Annotated in this window: 19 protein-coding genes; 16 read left to right on the plus strand and 3 right to left on the minus strand. The window is 73.0% G+C overall.

What is annotated here, in order from left to right; all coding sequences use genetic code 11:
• Positions 1–100 precede the first annotated feature (100 nt).
• Entirely contained in the window at positions 101–2,422 is a 2,322-nt protein-coding gene (locus N8I86_RS26525; RefSeq protein WP_404830833.1) for a putative bifunctional diguanylate cyclase/phosphodiesterase, read from the plus strand.
• 36 nt (positions 2,423–2,458) lie between these two features.
• Here the strand turns inward: N8I86_RS26525 and N8I86_RS26530 are convergent, their stop codons facing one another.
• Positions 2,459–3,040 carry a TetR/AcrR family transcriptional regulator gene (locus N8I86_RS26530; RefSeq protein WP_073889783.1) on the minus strand — a complete coding sequence of 194 codons (582 nt, stop codon included), beginning with the start codon at positions 3,038–3,040 and terminating at the stop codon, positions 2,459–2,461.
• Positions 3,041–3,137: 97 nt separating this feature from the next.
• Between N8I86_RS26530 and N8I86_RS26535 the strand changes: the two genes are divergently transcribed.
• The 13 genes from N8I86_RS26535 (at position 3,138) to N8I86_RS26595 (ending at position 15,807) form a co-directional block, all read left to right on the plus strand.
• Entirely contained in the window at positions 3,138–3,509 is a 372-nt protein-coding gene (locus N8I86_RS26535; protein WP_073889785.1) for a DUF4267 domain-containing protein, read from the plus strand.
• Positions 3,510–3,543: 34 nt separating this feature from the next.
• Complete coding sequence (locus tag N8I86_RS26540) at positions 3,544–4,038, plus strand: cupin domain-containing protein (RefSeq protein WP_073889787.1); 495 nt, start codon at positions 3,544–3,546, stop codon at positions 4,036–4,038.
• A gap of 114 nt (positions 4,039–4,152) precedes the next feature.
• Positions 4,153–4,449, plus strand: a complete 297-nt coding sequence (gene gatC / locus N8I86_RS26545; protein WP_073889789.1) for an Asp-tRNA(Asn)/Glu-tRNA(Gln) amidotransferase subunit GatC — start codon at positions 4,153–4,155, stop codon at positions 4,447–4,449.
• On the plus strand, positions 4,446–5,951 hold the full coding sequence (gene gatA / locus N8I86_RS26550) for an Asp-tRNA(Asn)/Glu-tRNA(Gln) amidotransferase subunit GatA (protein ID WP_185091549.1): 1,506 nt from the start codon (positions 4,446–4,448) through the stop codon (positions 5,949–5,951). Before gatC ends, gatA begins: the two co-directional genes overlap by 4 nt.
• Entirely contained in the window at positions 5,948–6,187 is a 240-nt protein-coding gene (locus N8I86_RS26555; protein ID WP_073889792.1) for a hypothetical protein, read from the plus strand. Before gatA ends, N8I86_RS26555 begins: the two co-directional genes overlap by 4 nt.
• 16 nt (positions 6,188–6,203) lie before the next feature.
• Entirely contained in the window at positions 6,204–7,718 is a 1,515-nt protein-coding gene (gatB, locus tag N8I86_RS26560; protein WP_073889794.1) for an Asp-tRNA(Asn)/Glu-tRNA(Gln) amidotransferase subunit GatB, read from the plus strand.
• Between the two features lie 110 nt (positions 7,719–7,828).
• A complete protein-coding gene (locus N8I86_RS26565) occupies positions 7,829–8,164 on the plus strand; it encodes a hypothetical protein (RefSeq protein WP_073889795.1) in 336 nt (111 codons plus the stop codon).
• Between the two features lie 203 nt (positions 8,165–8,367).
• Positions 8,368–10,674: an MMPL family transporter gene (locus tag N8I86_RS26570; RefSeq protein WP_263278877.1), complete on the plus strand. Its 2,307-nt coding sequence runs from the start codon at positions 8,368–8,370 to the stop codon at positions 10,672–10,674.
• Positions 10,652–11,227 (plus strand): GNAT family N-acetyltransferase, encoded by a 576-nt coding sequence (locus tag N8I86_RS26575; protein ID WP_123436587.1) that lies wholly within the window; start codon positions 10,652–10,654, stop codon positions 11,225–11,227. Before N8I86_RS26570 ends, N8I86_RS26575 begins: the two co-directional genes overlap by 23 nt.
• A 35-nt stretch (positions 11,228–11,262) precedes the next feature.
• Positions 11,263–11,901 (plus strand): hypothetical protein, encoded by a 639-nt coding sequence (locus N8I86_RS26580; RefSeq protein ID WP_263278878.1) that lies wholly within the window; start codon positions 11,263–11,265, stop codon positions 11,899–11,901.
• A gap of 194 nt (positions 11,902–12,095) precedes the next feature.
• Positions 12,096–12,287, plus strand: a complete 192-nt coding sequence (locus tag N8I86_RS26585; RefSeq protein ID WP_073889802.1) for a hypothetical protein — start codon at positions 12,096–12,098, stop codon at positions 12,285–12,287.
• A 209-nt stretch (positions 12,288–12,496) separates the two neighbouring features.
• Positions 12,497–15,571, plus strand: a complete 3,075-nt coding sequence (locus tag N8I86_RS26590; RefSeq protein ID WP_107423612.1) for a helix-turn-helix transcriptional regulator — start codon at positions 12,497–12,499, stop codon at positions 15,569–15,571.
• A gap of 38 nt (positions 15,572–15,609) precedes the next feature.
• Positions 15,610–15,807: a DUF6191 domain-containing protein gene (locus N8I86_RS26595; RefSeq protein WP_073889805.1), complete on the plus strand. Its 198-nt coding sequence runs from the start codon at positions 15,610–15,612 to the stop codon at positions 15,805–15,807.
• 16 nt (positions 15,808–15,823) lie between these two features.
• Here N8I86_RS26595 and N8I86_RS26600 read toward each other — a convergent pair whose 3' ends face one another.
• Positions 15,824–17,008, minus strand: coding sequence for a PQQ-dependent sugar dehydrogenase (locus N8I86_RS26600; protein WP_185091227.1), 1,185 nt, complete (start codon positions 17,006–17,008; stop codon positions 15,824–15,826).
• A 109-nt stretch (positions 17,009–17,117) separates the two neighbouring features.
• Positions 17,118–18,116 carry an aldo/keto reductase gene (locus N8I86_RS26605; RefSeq protein ID WP_263280157.1) on the minus strand — a complete coding sequence of 333 codons (999 nt, stop codon included), beginning with the start codon at positions 18,114–18,116 and terminating at the stop codon, positions 17,118–17,120.
• 74 nt (positions 18,117–18,190) lie between these two features.
• Between N8I86_RS26605 and N8I86_RS26610 the strand changes: the two genes are divergently transcribed.
• Together N8I86_RS26610 and N8I86_RS26615 are read left to right on the plus strand one after the other, a co-directional pair.
• Positions 18,191–19,153 (plus strand): 2-hydroxyacid dehydrogenase, encoded by a 963-nt coding sequence (locus N8I86_RS26610; protein ID WP_073889808.1) that lies wholly within the window; start codon positions 18,191–18,193, stop codon positions 19,151–19,153.
• A 199-nt stretch (positions 19,154–19,352) separates the two neighbouring features.
• On the plus strand, positions 19,353–22,583 hold the full coding sequence (locus N8I86_RS26615) for a putative bifunctional diguanylate cyclase/phosphodiesterase (protein WP_404830834.1): 3,231 nt from the start codon (positions 19,353–19,355) through the stop codon (positions 22,581–22,583).
• The last annotated feature ends 199 nt before the right edge of the window (positions 22,584–22,782 follow it).

Below are 22,782 nucleotides of genomic sequence, written 5' to 3' on the forward strand. Positions count from 1 at the left end.
GGCAAGGGCGCGGGGAAGGTTTCTTCGACGCGGAGCTGCTGATGGCTGTCGGACATCGGACCGCGTGGCGTGGGCACCGCCGGCTGTGAGAGGGACGGGAATGGAACCGACCGAGAGCGCCGCCCCGGACTCATGGCTGCGCCGTCGCGCGGACGCGTGGCGGGGGAGCCGGTGGACGGGTCGGCACGAAGGGCGGACGGGCGGCCCACCGCGCCCGACCGCACCCGGCACCCCCACCGAACCGCACCCCCCGCTGCCCCTGGCCATCGAGCCCGCCCCCGGCCTGACCGACACCGACTCCGAACGGCACCCGTCCTGGCCCACGCCGCCCTCGGTCGCGGTGGCCGCTGCCGGGCTCGTCCTCGGCGCCGGCTTCTACCGCGCCTTCACCGGCCACCACGCCCTCTTCCCGTGCCACACCGTCGGCCTGTCGCTGGCCCTGCTGACCGGCCTCATCGTCGGACACCTCGTCATGCTGGGCCGCGCCCGCTGGGTGGGCGGCACCGGCTCCGGCGCCGCCCTCACCCTGGCCGTGCTGCTGCTGTACGGCTGGGTGCCCGCCGGCATGGTCAGCCTCACCGTCGTCGTCCTCGTCGGCGTCGCCCGGCGCCACCGCTGGCGGCAGGGCGTCCTGCACGGCGCGGTGGACATCCTCGGCATCGCCGCGGGCGCCCTGCTGCTCGGCGCGTTCGGCCGGGTCCCGAGCGTCGAGGAGCCCTGGCGGCCCGACAGCTGGAGCCTCACGACCGCCCCCGCCTTCGTGCTCGTCGCGGGCGCCTACCTCGCGGTGAGCCGCGGTCTGCTCTGGTACCTGAACGCCCCGCGCGGCAAGGTGCCCACCATCGCCCGTACCGCTCTGGTCAGACAGGGCCTCATCGCCGTCGCCCTGCTCGGCATAGCGCCCCTGCTCTGTGTCGTCGCGGACGCGCAGCCGATCCTGCTGCCGCTGTTCGCCATCCCGCTCATCGCCCTCGACTCCACCCTCTGGATGGCCCGCGCCCGGGCCGAGGAGCAGCTGCGTGACCCGCTCACCGGGCTGCCCAACCGGCAGTGGCTGCTGGAGCGGATCTGGACCGCGCTCGACGACGCGGAGCGCATCGGCGCCCGCTCCGCCCTCATGCTCATCGACCTCGACCGGTTCCGCTCGGTGAACGACACCCTGGGCCATCTCGCCGGTGACCGGCTGCTGCTGCAGATCGCCGACCGGCTGCGGCTCGCCCTGCCGCGCGGGGCGGAGGCCGCGCGCCTCGGCGGCGACGAGTTCGCCGTGTTACTGCCCGTCGCCGACTCCACCACCTCGGCCACCCGGGTCGCCCGCGGTCTCGTCACCGAGCTCAGCTCGCCGCTCGATCTCGACGGACTCACCCTCGTGCTGGAGGCCAGCGCCGGAGTCGCCGTCTTCCCGGACCACGCCCTGGACGCCGAAGGGCTGCTGCGCCGGGCCGATGTGGCGATGTACCAGGCGAAGCGGGACCGTACGGGCGTCGAGGTGTACGAGTCCAAGCGGGACTCCAACACCCCGGACCGGCTGGGCCTGCTGGGCGATCTGCGCCGGGCGCTGGACGCGCACGAGGTGCAGCTGCACTACCAGCCGAAGGTCCGGTTCGACGGTCAGGTCGCCGGTCTGGAGGCGCTGGTGCGGTGGGTGCACCCGGAGCGGGGGAAGGTTCCGCCGGACGAGTTCATCGCGATCGCCGAGTCCTCCGGCCTGATGCCCCATCTGACGGAGTACGTCCTGGAGACCGCGCTCGGGCAGGTCGCCCGGTGGCGCGCCCAGGGCCTGTACGTCCCGGTCGCGGTCAACGTGTCCCCGCGCGACGTCCACACGCCCGGTTTCGCCGGATCGGTCGCCGCGCGGCTGGCCCGGCACGGGGTCCCGGCCGGGGCGCTCCAGCTGGAGATCACCGAGCACGTCCTGCTGGAGGACCCGCAGCGGGCCGCCGACACGCTGGCCGGGCTCACCGGGCACGGCGTGAAGATGTCCCTGGACGACTTCGGCACCGGGTACTCGTCGCTGGTCCATCTGCGGCGGCTGCCCGTCAGCGAGCTGAAGATCGACCGTTCGTTCGTGGCCCGTCTGGCCGTCGACGCCCAGGACGCGGAGATCGTGCGCTGCACCGTCGACCTGGCGCATTCGCTGGGCCTGCTCGTCGTCGCCGAGGGCGTGGAGGACGACGAGACCTGGGAGCGGCTGCGGGACCTCGGCTGCGACGCGGTGCAGGGCTGGCTGGTCGCCGCGGCGATGCCGCCGGAGGAGACGACGGCCTGGCTGCTGGCCCGCGGCTCCGCGGCTGGCAGCGCCCGAGAGCGGCCCTGCCGGCCGCGGAGTAACGCTCCTTCAGCCGGACGGCCGACCGTCATCGGCGTCGGCGAGGTGCCGGCCGGCCGCCTCCCGGCCCGCGCTGCGCGGCGCTCCTCGTGAAGCGTCGCCGACGCCGTGCGTGCGGGCCGCGGAGCCTCAGCCGCTCCCCGCGAAGTGGCCGACCAGCAGGGCCAGGCGGCGTTCGTGGGTGGGCTCGGGGAGGCGGCCGCTGCGCATCAGGGTCGCCAGGCCGTGCAGGCCCGCCCAGAAGGTCTCCGTGAGCAGGCCGGGGTCGTCGTCGCCGACCGCGATCGGTTCCACCGCCCACAGCAGCTCGTTGAACGCCTCCCACAGCGGCGCCGGTGCCCCCTCCGTGGCGAACGGCAGGTCCACCAGGTGGGTGAACATCGCGTCGTAGAGGGCGGGCCGCCGCCTGGCGAAGGACGTGTACGCCGCCGCGACCGCCGTGAGCGCTCCCCGCGTGTCCCGCGCGCCCGTGCGCGCCGTCCGCAGCTCGGCCGCCAGCTCGCCGAACCCCTCGAGGGCGACGGCTGTCATGATCGCGCCCTTGCCCTTGAAGTGGCTGTAGAGCACCGGCTGGCTGTACTCGATCTCGGCCGCCAGCCTGCGGGTCGTCACCGCGTCCCAGCCCTCGGCCTCGGCCAGCTCCCGCGCGGCCGTGACGATCAGCCGCTCGCGTTCCGCTCGTTCGCGCTCCCGGCGCGTCTGGATCGACATGCTCTCCATTCTAGCAGTGCTAGCCAATCTGTCGGCGCTCTGCTAGCTTCGCTCTTGTCCCTAGCGCTGCTAGCAACAGGCAAGAGGAGAAACAGACATGACCGTCACCGCGTACACCCTCGCCGTTCTGCTCGACCTGTTCTGCGTGTTCCTCGGCTACCGGTTCCTGTTCCAGCCGGGCTCCGCCGCCGCCGGATACGGCGCCCCGGCCGACCCCCACGGCGACGCCGGCGCCTATCTGTCGGTCAAGGGGCTGCGCGACGGCACCTTCGGCGTGGCCGGCCTCGCCGTGCTGGCCTTCGCCGGGGCGCACGCCGAGGCCTGGTTCATGCTGGCCGTGGCGCTCGTCCCGTTCGGCGACACGCTGATAGTGCTGCGCAACGGCGGCACGAAAGCCGTCGCCTTCGGGATCCACTTCGCCACCGCGATCGTGGTACTGATCAGTGCCGGCCTGCTCTTCGCGGTCTGACGACACCCGGACGACAACCGGAGGGGGAACCGCCATGTCGCTGTTCGTCCCGAAGTTCGAGGACACCGTGCTCGTCCGGGACGCGGAGGCCGAGGTGATCGGCGGAGCGCCCGTCCGTGTCAAGCTGCTCGCCGACAGCAGCGCCAGCGGAGGCGCGCTGTCCACCGTCCGGGTCACCCTCACGGAGGGCGCCGACGGCGCCCGCCCGCACCTGCACCGCAACTCCGCGGAGATGTTCTACCTGCTCGACGGCGAGGCCGAGGTGCTGTCCGGCGACGACGTCGTCACCGCCCGGTCCGGCGACCTGGTCGTCGTGCCGCCCGACCGGCCGCACGCCTTCGCCGCCGCGCCCGGCAGCCCGGCCGACATCCTGATCGTCATCACCCCGGGCGTCGAGCGCTTCGAGTACTTCCGCCACCTGCAGCGCATCCGTCTCGGCGAGGCCACCCCGGAGAGCCTGCTGGAGGTCCAGGAGCTGTACGACAACCACTTCCTGCGCAGTGAGTCCTGGGACGGGCGGCACCACTGAGGAGCCCGGCGGCGCCCCCCGGGACGGGGCCCGGGCAAACCGTTTCACGGGCACCGGGCCCCGCCCCATAGGATTGGCCCCAAACCACACACACTCACCCCAGAGGATCGCTGCATGCCGAGCATCACGCGCGAGGAGGTCGCCCACCTCGCCCGGCTGGCGCGTCTGGAGCTGAAGCCCGAAGAACTCGACCACTTCGCAGGCCAGCTGGACGACATCATCGGCGCGGTCGCCCGCGTCAGCGAGGTCGCCGACCAAGACGTACCGCCGACCTCTCACCCGCTCCCGCTGACGAACGTCATGCGGGCGGACGAGGTCCGTCCCTCGCTCACCCCCGAGCAGGCGCTCTCCGGCGCCCCGGCCCAGGAGCAGCAGCGTTTCAAGGTGCCGCAGATCCTGGGGGAGGACTGACCATGACGGACAGCAACATCATCAAGCTCACGGCGGCGCAGACCGCCGAGAAGATCGCCTCCGGTGAGCTGACGGCCGTCGAGGTCGCCGAGGCCCACCTCGCCCGGATCGAGGCCGTCGACGAGAAGGTGCACGCCTTCCTGCACGTCGACCGTGAGGGCGCCCTCGCCCAGGCCCGCGCCGTGGACGAGAAGCGCGCCCGCGGCGAGAAGCTCGGCCCGCTGGCCGGCGTCCCGCTCGCGCTGAAGGACATCTTCACCACCGAGGGCGTGCCGACGACCGTCGGCTCGAAGATCCTCGAAGGCTGGATCCCGCCGTACGACGCGACGCTCACCAAGCGGCTGAAGGCCGCCGACGTCGTCATCCTCGGCAAGACCAACATGGACGAGTTCGCCATGGGCTCCTCCACCGAGAACAGCGCCTACGGACCGACCGGCAACCCCTGGGACCTCACCAAGATCCCCGGCGGCTCCGGCGGCGGTTCGTCCGCCGCGCTCGCCTCCTTCCAGGCGCCGCTCGCCATCGGCACGGACACCGGCGGTTCCATCCGCCAGCCGGCCTCCGTCACCGGCACGGTCGGCGTGAAGCCGACGTACGGCGCGGTCTCCCGCTACGGCATGGTCGCCTTCTCGTCCTCCCTGGACCAGGGCGGCCCCTGCGCCCGTACGGTCCTGGACGCGGCCCTGCTGCACGAGGTCATCGCCGGGCACGACCCGCTCGACTCCACCTCCATCGACGCCCCGGTCCCGCCGGTCGTCGAGGCCGCGCGCAACGGCAGCGTCGCAGGCATGCGGGTCGGCGTGGTCAAGCAGTTCCGCGGCGAGGGCTACCAGGCCGGCGTCATCCAGCGCTTCGACGAGTCCGTCGAGCTGCTGAAGGGGCTGGGCGCCGAGATCGTCGAGCTGGACTGCCCGTCCTTCGACCTCGCGCTGTCGGCGTACTACCTGATCGCGCCCTCCGAGTGCTCCTCCAACCTCGCCCGCTTCGACGGCCTGCGCTACGGCCGCCGCACCGGCGACGACGGCAGCCACTCGGCCGAGGAGGTCACCTCCCTCACCCGTGAGGCGGGCTTCGGCGCCGAGGTCAAGCGCCGCATCATGCTCGGCACGTACGCCCTGAGCTCCGGCTACTACGACGCGTACTACGGCAGCGCCCAGAAGGTCCGTACGCTGATCAAGCAGGACTTCGACAAGGCGTTCGAGCAGGTCGACGTGATCGTCTCCCCGACGACCCCGACCACCGCCTTCGCGATCGGCGAGCGCGCCGACGACCCGATGGCGATGTACCTCGCGGACCTGTGCACCATCCCCACCAACCTGGCGGGCAACGCGGCCATGTCCCTGCCCTGCGGTCTCGCCCCGGAGGACAACCTCCCGGTCGGCCTGCAGATCATCGCCCCGGTGATGAAGGACGACAGGCTGTACAAGGTGGGCGCCGCCGTCGAGGCCGCCTTCGTGGAAAAGTGGGGGCACCCGCTGATCGAGGAGGCTCCGTCGCTGTGAGCGCACTGAACAAGGCCAAGGGCTTCAAGAAGTCGAAGTCCGGCACGTACCTGTCGATGGCCGGAACCGCCTTCGGCGCGTTGGGTGTGGCCAAGCAGATCAAGAAGGCGCGCGCCGAGCACGACACGCTGCGGCTGATCGACGCCACCGTGTCCGCCGTCGCCATCGTCACCGGCCTCGCCATCCTCTACCGCGAGCTGAAGCGGCTGGGCGACGACGACGTCCTGCTGGGCTGAGAGGGAAGTTTTCACCGTGACCACCACGACCGACCTGGTGTCGTACGAGGACGCGCTGGCGTCGTACGACCCCGTCATGGGCCTTGAGGTCCATGTCGAACTCGGCACCCAGACCAAGATGTTCTGCGGCTGTTCGACCGCGCTCGGTGCGGAGCCGAACTCCCAGACCTGCCCGGTCTGCCTCGGCCTGCCCGGCGCGCTCCCGGTCGTCAACGCGACCGGCGTCGAGTCCGCGATCAAGATCGGTCTCGCGCTGAACTGCGAGATCGCCGAGTGGTGCCGCTTCGCCCGGAAGAACTACTTCTATCCGGACATGCCGAAGAACTTCCAGACCTCCCAGTACGACGAGCCGATCGCCTTCAACGGCTACCTCGACGTGCAGCTGGAGGACGGCGAGACCTTCCGCGTGGAGATCGAGCGCGCCCACATGGAGGAGGACACCGGCAAGTCGACGCACGTCGGCGGCGCGACGGGCCGTATCCACGGCGCCTCGCACTCCCTCCTCGACTACAACCGCGCGGGCATCCCGCTGATCGAGATCGTCACCAAGCCGATCGAGGGCGCCGGCGAGCGCGCCCCCGAGGTGGCGAAGGCGTACGTCCGCGAGCTGCGCGAGCTGATCCGTGCCCTCGGCGTGTCCGAGGCCCGCATGGAGATGGGCCAGATGCGCTGCGACGTGAACCTGTCGCTGCGCCCGATCGGCACCACGAAGTTCGGCACCCGCTCCGAGACGAAGAACGTCAACTCGCTGCGGTCCGTGGAGCGTGCGGCCCGCTTCGAGATCCAGCGGCACGCGGCCGTGCTGTCCTCGGGCGGCACGATCGTCCAGGAGACCCGCCACTTCCACGAGGACACCGGGTCCACGACCTCGGGCCGCGTGAAGGAGGAGGCCGAGGACTACCGGTACTTCCCGGAGCCCGACCTCGTCCCCGTGGCGCCCTCCCGCGAGTGGGTCGAGGAGATCCGCGGCGCGCTGCCCGAACTGCCGCTGGCCCGCCGCACCCGGCTGCTCGCCGAGTGGGGCATCTCCGCCACCGACATGCAGGCGATCCTCAACGCCGGCGCGCTGGACCTGATCGTCGCCACGATCGACGCCGGTGCCGACGCGGCCTCCGCCCGCAAGTGGTGGATGGGCGAACTGGCCCGCAGCGCCAACGAATCCGGCCGCACGCTGGACGAGCTGGCGATCACGCCGCAGCAGGTGGCCCGGGTCACCGAGCTGGTCGTGAAGGGTGACCTGAACGACAAGCTGGCCCGCCAGGTCATCGAGGGCGTCCTCGCGGGCGAGGGCACCCCGGACGAGGTCGTCGACAAGCGCGGTCTGAAGGTCGTCTCCGACGAGGGCGCGCTGACCGCCGCCGTCGAGGAGGCCATCGCCGGCAACCCGGGCGTCGCGGACAAGATCCGCGGCGGCAAGGTGGCCGCGGCCGGCGCCCTGGTCGGCGCGGTCATGAAGGCCACCCGCGGCCAGGCCGACGCGGCCCGCGTCAAGGAGCTGATCCTGGAGAAGCTGGGCGTCAGCGAGGGCTGAGCCCCGAACACCCCGCCGTGCGGCCCCGCAGGACACGTCCTGCGGGGCCGCACGCTCGTCCGCGCCCCCGCGCCCGGCTCGCCCGGCCGGGGGCGCTACGCTCGCCCGCCATGAGTGGACGCACCGATTCCGGCACCGAACCGTCGATATCCGAGGGTGAGGAAGAGGAGTACGCCGAGGACGCGGAAGAGGAGTACGTCGAGGACGCCCGCCGGGCCCGCTGGACGGCGGCCGGCTCCGGAGCGCTCCTCTGCCTCGCCGGGCTCGCCGCCGCCCTGCTGCGTCTCACCGGCACCGCCCCGGCCCGCGTCCCGGCCGCCTACGCCCTCGGTGCCGCCGTCTGCGCCCTCGCCGCGTTCCTCGGTGCCAAGGGCCGTACCCGCAGGGCCCTGTGGCTGCTGATCGTGGGGACGATGGTCATGGCACTCGGGGACCAGTTCGACTGAAGCGCCCGTGCGGGCGACAGAGTTCGCCGGACTGTCCTGTGACGTCCCTCCCATTCCTGCGAACAACCCCACGAACACGGCAAACGATCACTTTCGCCTGCAAGAGTGTCCCGCGATTGCTCATGCGTTCTTTGCGGGCTGTTCAGTTCACGGACGATCGTTCCCGGCCAAAGATCCACACATAGTCCTCCGGGAGCACGTCCGTGGCAGCCCTCGCGCGTTGGTGCGTCCGCCACCGGCTCATCGCCGTCCTGCTGTGGCTCCTCGCCTTCGGCGGGGTCACCGCGGCGGCCGCCGTGGCCGGTCCGTCGTACTCGAACGACTACGGGGTCCCCGGCACCGAGTCCGGACGCGCCGCCCGCCTGCTGCAGGAGGGCTTCCCCGGCCTCGGCGGCGACAGCGACACCGTCGTCTGGCACACCCCGGACGGCAGCGTCCGCGCCGCCGGCGTCGAGCGGACCATGACCCGCACCCTGGCCCGGATCGCCGGACTGCCCGGCGTGGCCTCGGTGTCCGGCCCCTACGGCGGTCACGCCGGTCACGCTGGTCACGGTCACGGCCGTCACGGCGGGCACCCGGGCCGTAGCGCCCACGCCACCCACCGCCTCGCCACCCACCGCATCAGCGAGGACGGCCGGACGGCCTACGCGACCGTCACCTTCGCACAGCAGGCCGAGGACATCCGCAGGTCCGAGGCGCGGTCCGTGGTGCGGGTCGCCGAGGCCGCCGAGCGCGACGGGCTCCAGGTGGAACTGGGCGGCAGCGCCGTCGAGGTCACCGAGTCACCGCGCGGCCACACCGCCGAGGTGGTCGGCGTGGCCGTCGCGGCCGTCGTCCTGCTCCTCGCCTTCGGCTCGCTCGCCGCCTCGCTGCTGCCGATCGCCACCGCGCTGGTCGGCGTCGGCACCGCCTACGCGGGCATCGGGCTGCTCGGACACGCCATGACGGTCGCCGACTTCGCGCCCATGCTCGCCATGCTGATCGGCCTCGGCGTCGGCATCGACTACGCGCTCTTCATCGTGACCAGGCACCGGCGCGGCCTCAAACGCGGCCTGAGCGTCGCCGAGGCGGCCGGGAGCGCCGTCGCCACCACCGGACGCGCGGTCGTCTTCGCGGGTGCGACGGTGTGCATCGCCCTGCTGGGCATGCTGATCCTGCGGCTGGGCTTCCTCAACGGGGTGGCCGTGGCGGCCTCCTTGACGGTAATGCTCACCGTCGCGGCCTCCGTGACCCTGCTGCCCGCCCTGCTGTCGTACATCGGACCGCGGGCCCTCAGCCGTCGCGAGCGGCGCCGCCTCGCCGACCGCGGACCGCGCCCGGAACTGCCGACCGGCCTCGCCGCCCGCTGGTCCGCGCTGGTCGAGCGCCGCCCCAAGCTGCTCGGCTCGCTGGCCGTCGCCGTCGTCGCACTGCTCGCCCTGCCGACGCTCTCCCTCCACCTCGGCACCTCCGACCAGGGCAACGACCCGCGCGCCTCCACCACGCGCAAGGCCTACGACCTGCTCGCCGAGGGCTTCGGACCCGGGGTGAACGGGCCCCTCACCCTGGTCACCCGCGTGGACGGCGGCGACGACAAGTTCGCCCTGGACACCCTCGACACCACGCTGCGCGCCACCCGCGGCGTCGCCTCCGTCACGCCGGCCGTCTTCGCCTCGGGCGGCCGGATCGCCCACCTGACCGTGGTCCCCACCACCGCCCCCCAGTCGCAGGCCACCAGCGACCTCGTGGACCGGCTGCGCACGAAGGTGCTGCCGCGGGCGGAGGCCGGGACCTCCCTCGACGTCCAGGTGGGCGGAGTGACCGCCGGTCACGACGACTTCGCCGAGGTGATCGTCGGCAAGCTGCCCCTGTTCGTCGGCGTGGTCATCGGATTCGGCTGCCTCCTGCTGCTGGTCGCCTTCCGGTCGCTCGGCATCCCGCTGAAGGCCGCCGTGATGAACATCGCCGCCGTGGCCGCCGCGTTCGGCGTCGTCGTCGCCGTCTTCCAGTGGGGCTGGGGCAGCGAGGCGCTCGGCCTCGGCCGCGCCGGACCCATCGAGCCCTTCCTGCCGGTGATCATGGTCTCGGTGCTCTTCGGGCTCTCCATGGACTACCAGGTCTTCCTGGTCAGCCGGATGTACGAGGAGTGGCTGGAGACCGGCGACAACCGGCGTGCCGTCCGCGTGGGCCTCGCCGAGACCAGCCGGGTGATCAACTCCGCCGCGGTCATCATGATCTCGGTCTTCCTCGCCTTCGTGCTCAGCGGCGACCGCGTGATCGCCATGTTCGGCATCGCCCTGGCCTCCGCCGTCGCACTCGACGCCTTCGTGCTGCGCACCCTGCTCGTGCCCGCCCTCATGCACCTGCTCGGTGCCGCCAACTGGTGGCTGCCCGGCTGGCTGGAGCGCCGCCTGCCCCGCATCAGCATCGAGCCGCCCGAGTGCCGGGCCGCGCATGAGAGGCTCGGCAGGGTCTCGGTCGAGGAACTGCGGGAGGAGCAGCAGCACGATGTACGCGATATCCCTGGGTGACGACGGCGCGGAACTGCGCCCCCTGGAGGTCTGGCACGCCGAGGAACTGCTGGCCGACATCGACCGGGGCCGGGAGTTCATCGGCCGGCACATCGGACTGCCGGACGTGGTGACCGACCTGGAGTCCGCGCGCGCCTTCCTGGCGTCGTACGCCGAGAAACGCGGCGCCGACGGGGGCAGCCTGCACGGGATATGGCTGGACGGGAAGCTGGTCGGCGGGCTGCTGTTCCGGGTCTGGGACACGCCGAGCGGGGTCTGCGAGGCGGGCTGCTGGCTGGAGCCGTCGGCGGCCGGGCGCGGACTCGTCACGCGCGGCATGCGGGTGCTGTTCGACTGGGCCTTCGAGGAACGCGGCATGCACCGGGTGGAGTGGCACGTCTCCTCGGTCAACGAGCCCAGCATCAGGGTGGCCCGCCGGCTCGGCATGACCCGCGAGGGACTGCTCCGCGAGAACTACCCGCACCGCGGTGTGCGGACCAGCACCGAGATCTGGTCGGTGCTGGCGCCCGAGTGGCGCGAGGCACGCGCGCGTGGCGCGCGCGGCGATCATTAAGGGACCTCTCAGACAGCGTCCGTACGGTGCCGGGCATGGCAACGAAGACAGAGGAAGGCGCCGGGGCCGGCACCGCGGCGCGCAGTGACGGGACCCCGGCGGAGGCCGGCACCGCAGAAGAGGATCGGACACCCGGGACGAAGGGCCCGGCCGCGGCCGGGGCCGCCGACGCGCCTGCCGAGGCCACGGCGCGGACCGAGGGGGAAGCCGGCGAGGAGAGCGCCGAGGAGAGCGCCGGGGACGTGGCCGCCCCGGCCGCCGGGGCGGAGGGCCGGAGCCCCTCCGGGGTGGGCCAGGGCGCCGCCGCCGTCGTCTCCGCCGCGCTCGGCCTGGTCTCGCTCACCGGCGGCTGGATCGGCACCGTCGCCGGCGCCCGTGAACAGCTCGTCGGCCAGCTGCGGACCTCGACCGGTGCGAGCGTCGCCACCCAGCTCAAGGAGGTCTACGGCGACTCCTGGCACGCCACCGCCCTGTGGGCCGGCCTGTTCGCGCTGACCGCGCTGATCACCGGTGTGGTCGTGCTCGCGCGGCCCGCCTTCGGCGTGCCCGGCCGCCCGCAGGCCCCCTGGATCAAGTCGGTCGCCTGGGCCGGCGTCTCGCTCGGCGTCATCGGTCTGCTGCTGGCGGTCCTGAAGTACTCCGACGCGCTGATCGGCCTGCCCTCGGCCGGCTGAGAACCCCCGGGCCTGCAGGGGCCTTAGGGAATCCGTGCGCACCTTACGGACGCCCTGAGGCCCCTTACGCGCGCGTAGGGCCCTCCGGTGGCCCGAACATGCGGAACCCTCCCGATGTGGCGCACCCCCCTGGGCGGCGAAGGTGGAGGCATCGCAGAGAGCGAAGCACCACACCACCTCCCGAAGGACACGCCATGTTCGAGATGGACTACCACCGGACCCGCTCGGCCCAGCTGATCCGCGAGGCCCAGCAGGACCGCCTGGCCCGCGAGGCCGCACGGGCCCGCCGCACCGCCCGCCAGGAGGCGTCCGGCCGCGACGGGGACACGGTCGCCGAGTCGCATACCGACCGCCCCCGCCGGCACCGGCTGCCTCGCACCGCGTGACGGCGGGCCGGCCGGGCCCCGGTGGCCCCGGCACGGACGGGACTCAGGGCGGCCGCACGGGGGTCGGCCGCCACGGGGCCCCGGGCCGTACGACTTCCCCGCGGAGTCGTACGGCCCTTCGGCGTGGTCGTACGACCCTTCCGACTGCCGGTACGACCATCGCACCGGACCTGTGGAAAACCGGTGACCCGACGGCCGGACCTCGTGCGATGCTCGGGCCTGTGGAAACCAGGTCCGTCAGCCCCGTGTTCATCGGCCGCGCCGCCGAGTTGACCACCCTGCTCGACGCGCTCGACCGCGCCGCAGCCCAGGGTGCCTCCCCGGCGACCGGCGCCTGCGGCGAGCCGCAGGCGCTGCTGCTCGGCGGCGAGGCCGGTGTCGGCAAGACCCGCCTCGTCGAGGAGTTCACCGCGGCCGCGACCCGCCGCGGCGCGGTCGTCGCGCTCGGCGGCTGTGTGGAGATCGGCGCCGACGGCCTGCCGTTCGCCCCTTTCTCCACGGCCCTGCGCGCCCTGCGCGAGGCCCTGCCCGAGGAGTTCGCCGCCGCCGCGGCCGGACAGGAGGAGGAACTGGCCCGGCTGCTGCCCGAACTGGGCGAGGCCGGCTCCGGCCGCCACGACGAGCAGGGCATGGCCCGTCTGTTCGAGCTCACAGTGCGCCTGCTGGAGCGCGTCGCCGCCGGCCACCCGGTCGTGCTCGTCCTGGAGGACCTGCACTGGGCCGACGCCTCCACCCGCCACCTGCTGGCCTACCTCTTCCGCACCCTGCGCGCCGGCCGGCTCCTCGTCCTCGCCAGCTACCGCTCCGACGACATCCACCGGCGCCACCCGCTGCGCCCCCTGCTCGCCGAACTCGACCGGCTGCGCACCGTCCGCCGGATCGAACTCGCCCGGTTCACCCGCGAGGAGGTCGGCCGCCAGATCGCCGGCATCCTCAGCGCCGAACCCGACCCCGTCCAGGTCGACGAGATCTTCGAACGCTCCGACGGCAACGCCTTCTTCGTGGAGGAACTCGCCGTCGCCGCCTGCCAGGGCAACTGCACCGGCCTGACCGAGTCCCTGCGCGACCTGCTCCTGGTGCGCGTCGAGGCGCTGCCCGACAGCGCCCAGCGGGTGGCCCGGATCGTCGCCGAGGGCGGCTCCACCGTGGAGTACCGGCTGATCGCCGCCGTCGCCCGGCTCACCGAGGACGACCTCATCGAAGCCCTGCGGGCCGCCGTCGGCGCCAACCTGCTCACCGTCACCCCGAACGGCGACGGCTACCGCTTCCGGCACTCCCTGGTCCGCGAGGCCGTCGCCGACGACCTGCTGCCCGGCGAGCGCTCCCGGCTCAACCGCCACTACGCCGAGGCCCTGGAGGCCGACCCCACGCTCGTCGCGGCCGACGCGCGCGTGATGCGCCTGGCCAGCTACTGGTACCACGCGCACGACGCGGCCAAGGCCCTGCCCGCCGTCCTGGTCGCCTCCGTCGTGGCCCGCCGCCGGCACGCCTACACCGAGCAACTCGGTCTCCTGGAGCGGGCGATGGAACTCTGGGACGCCGCCCCCGAGGAGGTGCGCTCAGCACTGCGCCCGGTCGACTGCACGGAGGCCTACCCGCCGTGCGGCTGCGATCCCGCCACCACCCCGCTGCGCTACCTGGACCTGATGGCCGAGGCGGCCGTCGCGGGACGCTTCGGCGGCGAGCGCGAACGCGCCCTGAAGATCACCAAGCGGGCCCTGCGCCTGCTCGACGAGGATCCGGATCCGCTGCGCGCCGCCTGGTTCTGGGCGCAGCGCTCCCGGCTGGTCCAGGCCCAGGCCCGCGGCGACGGCTGGCACGAACTCGCCACCGCCCAGGACCTCGTGCGCGGACTGCCGCCGTCCGAAGTGCACGCGGAGGTGCTGGCGCTCGCCGCCAACTGGTCCATGCTGCACCGGCCCGGCCCCGAGGCAGTCGCCGCCGCCGAGCGGGCCGTGGAGTACGCGCGGATGGTGGGCGCCCGGGACATCGAGCTGCACGCCCGCCTCACCCTGAGCGGCCTCAAGGTCGACTCCGGCGAGGCCGAGACGGGCCTCGCGGAGATGCGCCAGGTGCTGGAGGACACCCTCGCCGAGGGGGCGCACCAGGTCGCGGCACGCGCCTATGTGAACCTGCCCTCCGAGATGCAGAGCGTCGGCCGCGACCGGGAGGCCGCCGAGATCCTGCGCGAAGGCATCGCCTTCACCCGCCGGTACGGACTGCTCGACTCCGAGGCCTGGGCCTGGGGCAACCTGTCCGACGCGCTCTACTCGCTCGGCCAGTGGCCGCAGGCCGCGGAGGCCGCCGCGCACGCCACCCGGGTCGGCCACGGCGCCAAGCCCCGCGGCGCGGGCGCCCTGAAGCTCGCCCACCTCGCCCTGGCCCGCGGCGACCTCGCCGAGGCCGGCCGGCAACTGGCCACCTCCCGCGCCCACTACGGCACCCACGACCCCATGTCCCAGCACTCCGTCCCGGTGGCCCGCATCGCCCTCGGCATCGCCGCCGCCGAGGGCCGCGTCGACGACGCCCGCACCGAACTGCTCAAGGCCCTGGACGCCGGTTTCCCGCCCGGCACCCACCGCTACGGCTGGCCCCTGCTGCTGGCCGCCGCCACCGCCGAGGCCGACGCCCGTGCCCTGCCCGCCGCCCGGCCGGGCCGCGCCGAGATCCTCGACCGGCTCGCCGCCGCCGTGCGCGAACTGACCACCGGCGCCCCCCTCTGGGCGGCCTACGACCACTGGACCCGCGCGGAACTGCGGCGCACCGAGGGCACGGACACCGCCGAGACCTGGTCACCCGTGGTCGGCGCCTTCGAGTGCCTGGACCGTCCCTACGACCTCGCCCGGGTCCGCCACCGCCTCGCCGCGGCACTGCTGGCCGAGGGCGGCGACGACGAGCGCGACCGCGCGGTGGAACTGCTCCGGCTGTCCGCCGCCGTGGCGAGCCATCTCGGCGCCCGCCCCCTCGCCGACTCCGTCGCCCGGCTCGCCCAGCGCGCCCGCCTCACCCTGGGCCACGGCCCGCGGCAGGCCGGCGTCCCGGCCGACCCGGCCGCGGAGCTCGGCCTCACCAGCCGGGAGCGGGACGTGCTGCGCCTGGTCGCGGACGGCCGCACCAACCGCCAGATAGCCGAGGAGCTGTTCATCTCCCCGAAGACGGCCAGCGTCCACGTGTCCAACATCCTCGGCAAGCTGGGTGTCTCCGGCCGGGGCGAGGCCGCCGCGGTCGCCCACCGGCTCGAACTCTTCACGGCCCGGCCGCTCACTGCCGGAACGACGCACTGAGACCTACGCTGGAGGAAACCGGCGAAGGGGGAGCAGCCGTGTTCAACGTCTTCGAGGAACTGTTCGCGCCCGGCCGCAAGCACACCCGGGACGAGGAGAACCGTCTCGAACTGACCCGCGAGGACGTCGGGGACAACGACCCCGGGCGCGGCCCCATCGACCTGGCCTCCGGCAAGGCGGTCATACGGCTGCCGGAGCCGCCGCCGGCAGCGGCGGCGGAACCGGAAGCGCAGTGAGCGGGGGCGGCCGGCGCTACTTCACCTGGAGCTCCAGGATCCGGTCGTCCCCCTTCTTCGGTGACCCGCGGCCGTCCGTGTTGCTCGTGACCAGATAGACCTTGTCGCCGTCCGCCGGGAGCACCGTACGAAGGCGGCCGTACTTGCCCGTGAGGAACGCCTGCGGGGCCGCCGACGCCTGCGTGCCGCGCAGCGGGACGCGCCACAGGCGCTGGCCCTTCAGCCCCGCCATCCAGATCACGCCGTCGACGTAGGCGATGCCGCTCGGAGAGGCGTCGTCGGTGTGCCACTGCGCTATCGGGTCGTGGAAGCCGGCCTCGGAGGACTTCCCCTCGGCCTTCGGCCAGCCGTAGTCGTCGCCGGGCTTGATCGCGTTCAGCTCGTCCCACGTGTCCTGGCCGAACTCCGAGGCGAACAGCCGCTGTTTGTCGTCCCAGGCCAGTCCCTGGACGTTGCGGTGGCCGTACGAGTACACGGGGGAGTTCGGGAACGGGTTGCCGGGGGCCGGTTCGCCCTCCGGGGTCATCCGCAGGATCTTGCCGCCCAGGGACTCCTTGTCCTGCGCGAGGCCCTTGCTGCCGCTCTCGCCGGTGCCCGCGTAGAGCATCCCGTCCGGACCGAACTCGATCCGGCCGCCGTTGTGGATGAAGCCCTTGGGGATGCCCTTGAACACCGTGTCCGGCGCGCCCAGCTGATCACCGGGCGGCCTCTGCTCGTCGTACAGCACGCGCACGATGCGGTTGTCCGAGGCCGAGGTGAAGTAGGCGTAGATCATGTGGTCCGAGGCGTAGTCGGGGGAGAGGGCGATGCCCAGCAGGCCCCCCTCGCCGGCCGGGGAGACCCCCGAGACCGTACCCAGCACGGTCTTCTTCCCCGTCTTCTCGTCGATCCGGGTGAGCGTCCCGTCGTTGCGGGAGGAGACCAGCAGACCGCCGCCGCCGGGCAGCGGAGCCACCCCCCACGGTGTCTTCAGGCCCTCGGCCACCGTGCGCAGCACCTTCACCGAACCCTTGGCCGGAGGGGCCGACTCGGTGGGTCCGGCCGACGGGGTGGTGCCCGAGGCGGTACCCCTCGGGGCCGTACTCCGGGCGCCGTCCGGCGATCCCCCTCCGCCGGAGGAGCAGCCGGCCGTCAGCCCGGCCGTCAGCAGGAGGGCGGCCGTGGCCACAACGGCCGGCACAGCTCGACGATGCACGATCATGGTCCCTTCGCGGCGGTGATCCAAGCGCTGGTTCTCCCTCTCATACACCGCTCGTCCCGCTCGGGTTCCCGTTCCGCGGCAACCCGTCACAGAAACCAGTGTGTACCGCTCAGTCCCACGACCCCCGTGCGGGCGGCAGACCCGACACCTCGGCCAGGTCCTCCTCGGTCAGCCGGAGCCCGGCCGCGGCCGCGTTCTCGGCCGCCCAGCGCTCCCGCTTGGTGCCCGGCAGGGCGATCACGTGCCGGCCCTGGGCCAGCACCCAGGCCAGGGCCACCTGGGCGGGGGTGACGTCCTCGCCGTGCCGCCGCGCTATCCGGCGCAGTCCCACGACGATCGGCTGGTTGGCCGCCATCATCTCGCCCGTGAACCGGGGATGGCGGGCGCGCACGTCGTCCGGCTCGAACCCCTCACCGGGCGTCAGGGTGCCGGTGAGGAAACCGTTGCCCAGCGGCATCGCCGCGAGGAAGCCGACACCCCGCGTCTCGCACCACGGCAGCAGCGCGTCCAGCGCCTCGGGCGACCACACCGACAGCTCCGCCTGCACCGCGCTCACCGGGAACACCTGCTGCACCCGCTGGAGTTGCCGCAGGGTGGTGTCGTGCAGCCGGCCCCCGGAGCGGCGCCCGCCGCGCGCTCCCACCGCGCACAGGCCGAGCGCCCGCACCTTCCCGGCCCGCACCAGGTCCGCCATCGCGCCCCAGGTCTCCTCCACCGGGACCTCGGGGTCGGCGCGGTGCAGCTGGTAGAGGTCGATCACGTCCGTCTGCAGCCGGCGCAGCGAGGCGTCGCAGGCCCGCTTCACATATCCCGGGCGGCCGTTGGCCACGATGTGCTGTTCGCCCACCAGCAGCCCGGCCTTCGTGGACACGAACGCGTCCCGGCGCCGCTCCCTGAGCACCCGGCCCAGCAGCAGCTCATTGGTGAAGGGGCCGTACATGTCGGCGGTGTCGAGCAGGCTGGTGCCCAGGTCCAGCGCTCGGTGCACGGTTCTCACCGACTCCTCCCCGCGTTGCCGGGAGCCGCTGTAGGCCCAGCTCATCGGCATGCACCCGAGTCCGACGGCCCCCACCGCGAGCGCCCCCGCGCCGATCGTCCTGCGCTCCACCTGCTCGTGAACCTCCCTCAGCCAGGCCACCAACCTAACCTCTGCCTCGGCGGGGCCTGACATAGCCTCCTCGCATGAGCGCAGACGTATGGCTTCCCATCCCGCCGGAGGAGATCAAGGGGCTGCCCGACGGGCCCCGGTACCTGTTCTGGGACGGGGGCGAGGACGGCGACCAGCCCTTTCCCGGGGACCCGGCCGACTGCGCCGTGTACGTGGTGCCCTACATGAAGCGGTGGCCGGTCAAGGTCCGCCCGCTGGAGCGGCTGACGGGCGTGCAGGTCATCCAGACGCTCACGGCGGGCGTCGACGACATCACCGCCCGGCTGTCGTCGATCGTGCCGGGCGTGCAGCTGTGCAACGCGCGCGGAGTGCACGAGGCGAGCACCGCCGAACTCGCGCTCACCCTGACCCTCGCCGCCCTGCGCGGCATCCCCGGCTTCGTCCGGGCCCAGCAGGAGGGGCGCTGGGAGAGCGGGTTCCACCCCTCCCTCGCCGACAAGAACGTCCTCATCGTCGGCTACGGCTCCATCGGCGCCGCCATCGAGGACCGGCTCGTACCCTTCGAAGTCGCGCGGGTGGCGCGCCTCGCGCGCTCCCCGCGCACCACGGCGCGCGGTCTTGTGCACCCGATCACCGATGTGCTTTCCCTGCTCCCGGACGCGGACGTCGTGATCCTCTCCACGCCGCTCACCGAGGTCACCCGGGGTCTGGTGGACGCCCGGTTCCTCGCGCGGATGAAGGACGGCGCGCTGCTCGTGAACGTGGCGCGGGGCCCCGTCGTCGACACCGAGGCGCTGCTCGCCGAGCTGGAGAGCGGCCGGCTCACCGCCGCCCTGGACGTGACGGACCCGGAGCCGCTGCCGCCCGGGCACCCCCTGTGGCGGGCGCCCGGCGTGCTGATCAGCCCTCATGTGGGCGGCCCCTCCTCGGCCTTCCTGCCGCGCGCCAAGCGGCTGCTCGTCGACCAGTTGACCCGGTTCGTGAACCGGGAACCCCTGCGGAACGTGATCCTTACGACGGGAGCAAACGGGCAGTAGTCCGCTTCCGGCACCCTCCGCTACCTTTCGGGCGCGGCGCGTGCCCGCATCGCCGCTGGTCGTCACGGAGCGTAGAGAAGCTATGTCCCTGAGTGACGATCCTGGTGTATCGTCCCGACAGGGGCTGCGCCGCCGACCATGTGGCGCTGGGGACGGACATTTCAGATTTGTGAGGGGGGCGACGGGCGATGCACGGCCTATGGACGAACGATCCGACGCGGCGGAGCCGCCGGCGGCGACCCTGGCGCACGGCCACGCGCAGACGCGGCCATCACACCGGTCACCACAGCCACCACCAGCGCAGGCACACCGGCCGCAGAAGGCATGCGCACCCGGCGCACCGGGAGCGGCAGGACACGGGAGCGGCGCGGACCGGGAGGCCCCGGTGAGTGCGCCGCTCTCGGTCTCCACCGCGCTCGAACCAGCGGTGCGCGCACCGCACCCGCAGGAGACGCCGCCGCCCCGCCGGCCGGCCTGCCGCGAGGGCACGCGACTGACGGAGCAGCTCGTCCTCGCCGTGGTCTGCGCGGCCTACGGCGTGGGAGCCGCGTTCGACTGGGGGACCGACCAAGTCGCACTGATCATGGGCGACTTCGGGCTGAGCGCCGCGGCGGGCACCGCCGCCGTCTCGTGCTTCCTCTACGCCCGCAGCGCGCGCGTGCGCTTCCGGTCCGCCTGGCTGCTGTTCGCCCTTTCCTCCACCATGGCCGCCCTGGGCAACGCGGTCTGGGGCTGGTACGAGGTCGTCCTCGATCGGACCGTGCCCAGTCCCAGCTACGCCGACCTGTTCTTCCTCTGCTTCGCCCCGCCCGCGATCGTCGGCCTGCTGGTCCTCGCCAAGCGCCCGGTGACGAAAGCGGGCTGGATCTGCCTGGCGCTGGACGCCTGGCTGATCGGCGGCTCCCTGCTCACCCTCTCCTGGAGCCTCGCCCTCGCCCAGGCCGCCCGCTTCGACGGACCCAGCGTGGCGCACACCGCGCTGTCGCTGGCCTACCCGCTGCTCGACATCGCGCTCGTCAGCATGGTCCTCGCCCTGCACTTCCGCCGCGCCCCGGGCAACCGCACCGCGGTGAACACCGCGATCGGCGCGCTCGCGCTGACCGTGATGTGCGACGCGCTGTTCACCTCCCCGCTGCTGCACAGCAGTTACCGCTCCGGGCAGCTGCTGGACGCGGGCTGGTTCGGCGGCTCCCTGCTGCTCGCCTACGCCCCCTGGGCGGCGCCCCGGCGCCGGGGCGCGGCGGACAAGCGGGTGCCCGACGGACACACGCGCGTGGTGCACGAGCACGTGCCCGGACAGCGCGGCACGAGCCACCACCACGCCTCCGCGCCCGCGCCGTCGCCGGCACCCGCGCCGGGAGGTGATCACGGCCGGTATCCGGCCGGACGCCCGATCGCCGGCTCGCTCGCCGCGCTCACCCCGTACCTCGCCGCGGCCGTGTGCACGCTAGGCATCCTGTACAACGTCCTGAACGGCCGCAGACCCGACCACGTGGTGCTCATCACCGCGGGTGCCGTCGTGCTCGCCCTCGTCATCCGCCAGGGCATCATGCTGCTGGACAACATCACCCTCACCCAGGAACTGGCGCAGAAGGAGAACCACTTCCGCTCCCTGGTGCAGGGCTCCAGCGACGTGATCATGATCGCCGCGCCCAACGGCGTCCTCCGGTACGTCTCCCCGGCCGCCGCGGGCGTCTACGGCCGGCCCGCGGAGGACCTGGTGGGCAGCGAGCTGGCCGCGCTGATCCACCCGGAGGACCTCGGCTGCGTGGTGCACGAGGTGCGCCGCTTCCTCGCCGCGAGCCCCCAGGACGAGCCCACCACGCGGATCGAGTGCCGGTTCCGCTCCGGCGGTGGGGGAGGCTGGCTCAACGTCGAGTCCACCGTCAACCGGCACCACGGCGGGCTGATCTTCAACAGCCGGGACGTGACCGAGAGAGTGCGCCTGCAGGCGCAGTTGCAGCACAACGCCGAGCACGACCCGCTGACCGACCTGCCCAACCGCGCGCTGTTCACCCGGCGGGTGCAGCAGGCCCTGTCCGGCCGCCGGGCCACCGACCGGGGCGCCGCCCTGCGCGGCACGGCCGTACTCTTCATCGACCTCGACGGCTTCAAGGCCGTCAACGACACGATCGGCCACCAGGCCGGGGACGAGCTGCTCGTCCAGGCCGCCCGCCGGCTCCAGGACGCGGTCCGGCAGGGGGACACCGCCTCCCGGCTGGGCGGCGACGAGTTCGCGGCCCTGATCGTCGGCGACGGCACCCGCGACCGCGCGGCCCGGGAGCGCAACATCCTGGAGCTGGCCGACCGGCTGCGGGTCACCCTGTCCCAGCCCTACGCCATCGACGGCAACGATGTCCGGGTCAACGCCTCCATCGGCGTGGCCTTCGCCGAGTCCGGGCTCGGCGCGGGCGAACTGCTGCGCAACGCCGACCTCGCGATGTACCGCGCGAAGTCGGCCGGAAAAGGCCGGGTCGAACTGTACAAACCGCAGATGCAGCAGGACGTCGTACGCAAGGCGGAGCTGGCCACGCGGCTGCGTGCCGCACTGCACGACGGCGAGTTCGCGCTGCTGCACCAGCCGGTGGTGTGCCTCGGCGACGGCCGCATCACCGCGGTCTCCGCGCAGGCCCGCTGGCGCTCCTCGCAGGGCGTGCTGTTCACGCCCGCCGAGTTCCTGCGGGTGACCGAGGACGGCGACAAGACCGCCGAACTGGACCGCTGGGTCCTCCAGGAAGCCGTGGAGCAGGCCGCCGAACGGGCCGCGACCGGCCTCGTCGTGCCCGTGGCGGTACGGATGAGCGCCCGGCGGCTGCTGGACCGCTCGATCCCCCTCGGCTCCGTGGAGGCCCTGCTGACCCGGCACGGGCTGCCACCCGGCGCCCTGGTCGTCGAGCTGTCCGACACCGACCCCCGCGTCTCCCTGGACGAGCTGGAGCGCCGCCTGAACGCGCTCAGCAGACTCGGGGTGCGGATCGCGCTGGACGGCTTCGGCAGCGGCTACGCGGCGATCACCGCGCTGAGGCGGCTGCCCGTGGACATCCTCAAGCTCGACCGCGGCCTGGTCGAGGGTGTCGTGGAGTCCGCGCGCCTGCACAAGATCACCGGGGGGCTGCTCCGGATCGCGGGCGATCTCGGGCTGCAGTCCGTCGCCGAGGGAGTGGACCTGCCCGAGCAGGTGGTCGCGTTGCGCGCCATGGGCTGCACGCATGGCCAGGGCATGGCGTTCGCCGGCCCGCTGGACGAGTACCGGCTGCGCCGGGCGCTCGGATCCGGCCATTACCCGGTGCCGCACGCCCCCGCCGAGCCCGCATTCGCGGGGAGCGGCGCGCGGGAGCCCAAAGGGGTGTACACAGGGGGTGTTCCCGCTGTTCTCGGAGGCGGCAGTGCCCTTCGCTCACATGCTGAGACGCCCGTCCCACCCACTTGACACGTGGTGCGTGCCGGGGGGAGGGTCAGTGCCATGCGCACCCGAATTCTCGTACTTGGAAAGCGCGTCGGCTGAGCTGGGACTTACCGGAGGACGATCCGGAATCCCCAGCGACCACACCGGCGCGCTCCCCTCGCTTGCCTTGCGGCACGAGGGGTTTTTTGTTGCACGAGTGCCTTTCGTGCAGCGCTCCAACTCC

Source organism: Streptomyces albidicamelliae (assembly GCF_025642175.1).
Taxonomy (GTDB): Bacteria; Actinomycetota; Actinomycetes; order Streptomycetales; family Streptomycetaceae; genus Streptomyces; species Streptomyces albidocamelliae.

Bases quoted from the DNA above. Each gene is read 5' to 3' on its own strand.
- N8I86_RS26525 (WP_404830833.1), top strand. From the start codon at position 101: ATGGAACCGACCGAGAGCGCCGCCCCGGACTCATGGCTGCGCCGTCGC.
- N8I86_RS26530 (WP_073889783.1), bottom strand. From the start codon at position 3,040: ATGTCGATCCAGACGCGCCGGGAGCGCGAACGAGCGGAACGCGAGCGG.
- N8I86_RS26535 (WP_073889785.1), top strand. From the start codon at position 3,138: ATGACCGTCACCGCGTACACCCTCGCCGTTCTGCTCGACCTGTTCTGC.
- N8I86_RS26540 (WP_073889787.1), top strand. From the start codon at position 3,544: ATGTCGCTGTTCGTCCCGAAGTTCGAGGACACCGTGCTCGTCCGGGAC.
- gatC (WP_073889789.1), top strand. From the start codon at position 4,153: ATGCCGAGCATCACGCGCGAGGAGGTCGCCCACCTCGCCCGGCTGGCG.
- N8I86_RS26565 (WP_073889795.1), top strand. From the start codon at position 7,829: ATGAGTGGACGCACCGATTCCGGCACCGAACCGTCGATATCCGAGGGT.
- N8I86_RS26575 (WP_123436587.1), top strand. From the start codon at position 10,652: ATGTACGCGATATCCCTGGGTGACGACGGCGCGGAACTGCGCCCCCTG.
- N8I86_RS26580 (WP_263278878.1), top strand. From the start codon at position 11,263: ATGGCAACGAAGACAGAGGAAGGCGCCGGGGCCGGCACCGCGGCGCGC.
- N8I86_RS26585 (WP_073889802.1), top strand. From the start codon at position 12,096: ATGTTCGAGATGGACTACCACCGGACCCGCTCGGCCCAGCTGATCCGC.
- N8I86_RS26590 (WP_107423612.1), top strand. From the start codon at position 12,497: ATGCTCGGGCCTGTGGAAACCAGGTCCGTCAGCCCCGTGTTCATCGGC.
- N8I86_RS26600 (WP_185091227.1), bottom strand. From the start codon at position 17,008: ATGATCGTGCATCGTCGAGCTGTGCCGGCCGTTGTGGCCACGGCCGCC.
- N8I86_RS26610 (WP_073889808.1), top strand. From the start codon at position 18,191: ATGAGCGCAGACGTATGGCTTCCCATCCCGCCGGAGGAGATCAAGGGG.
- N8I86_RS26615 (WP_404830834.1), top strand. From the start codon at position 19,353: ATGGACGAACGATCCGACGCGGCGGAGCCGCCGGCGGCGACCCTGGCG.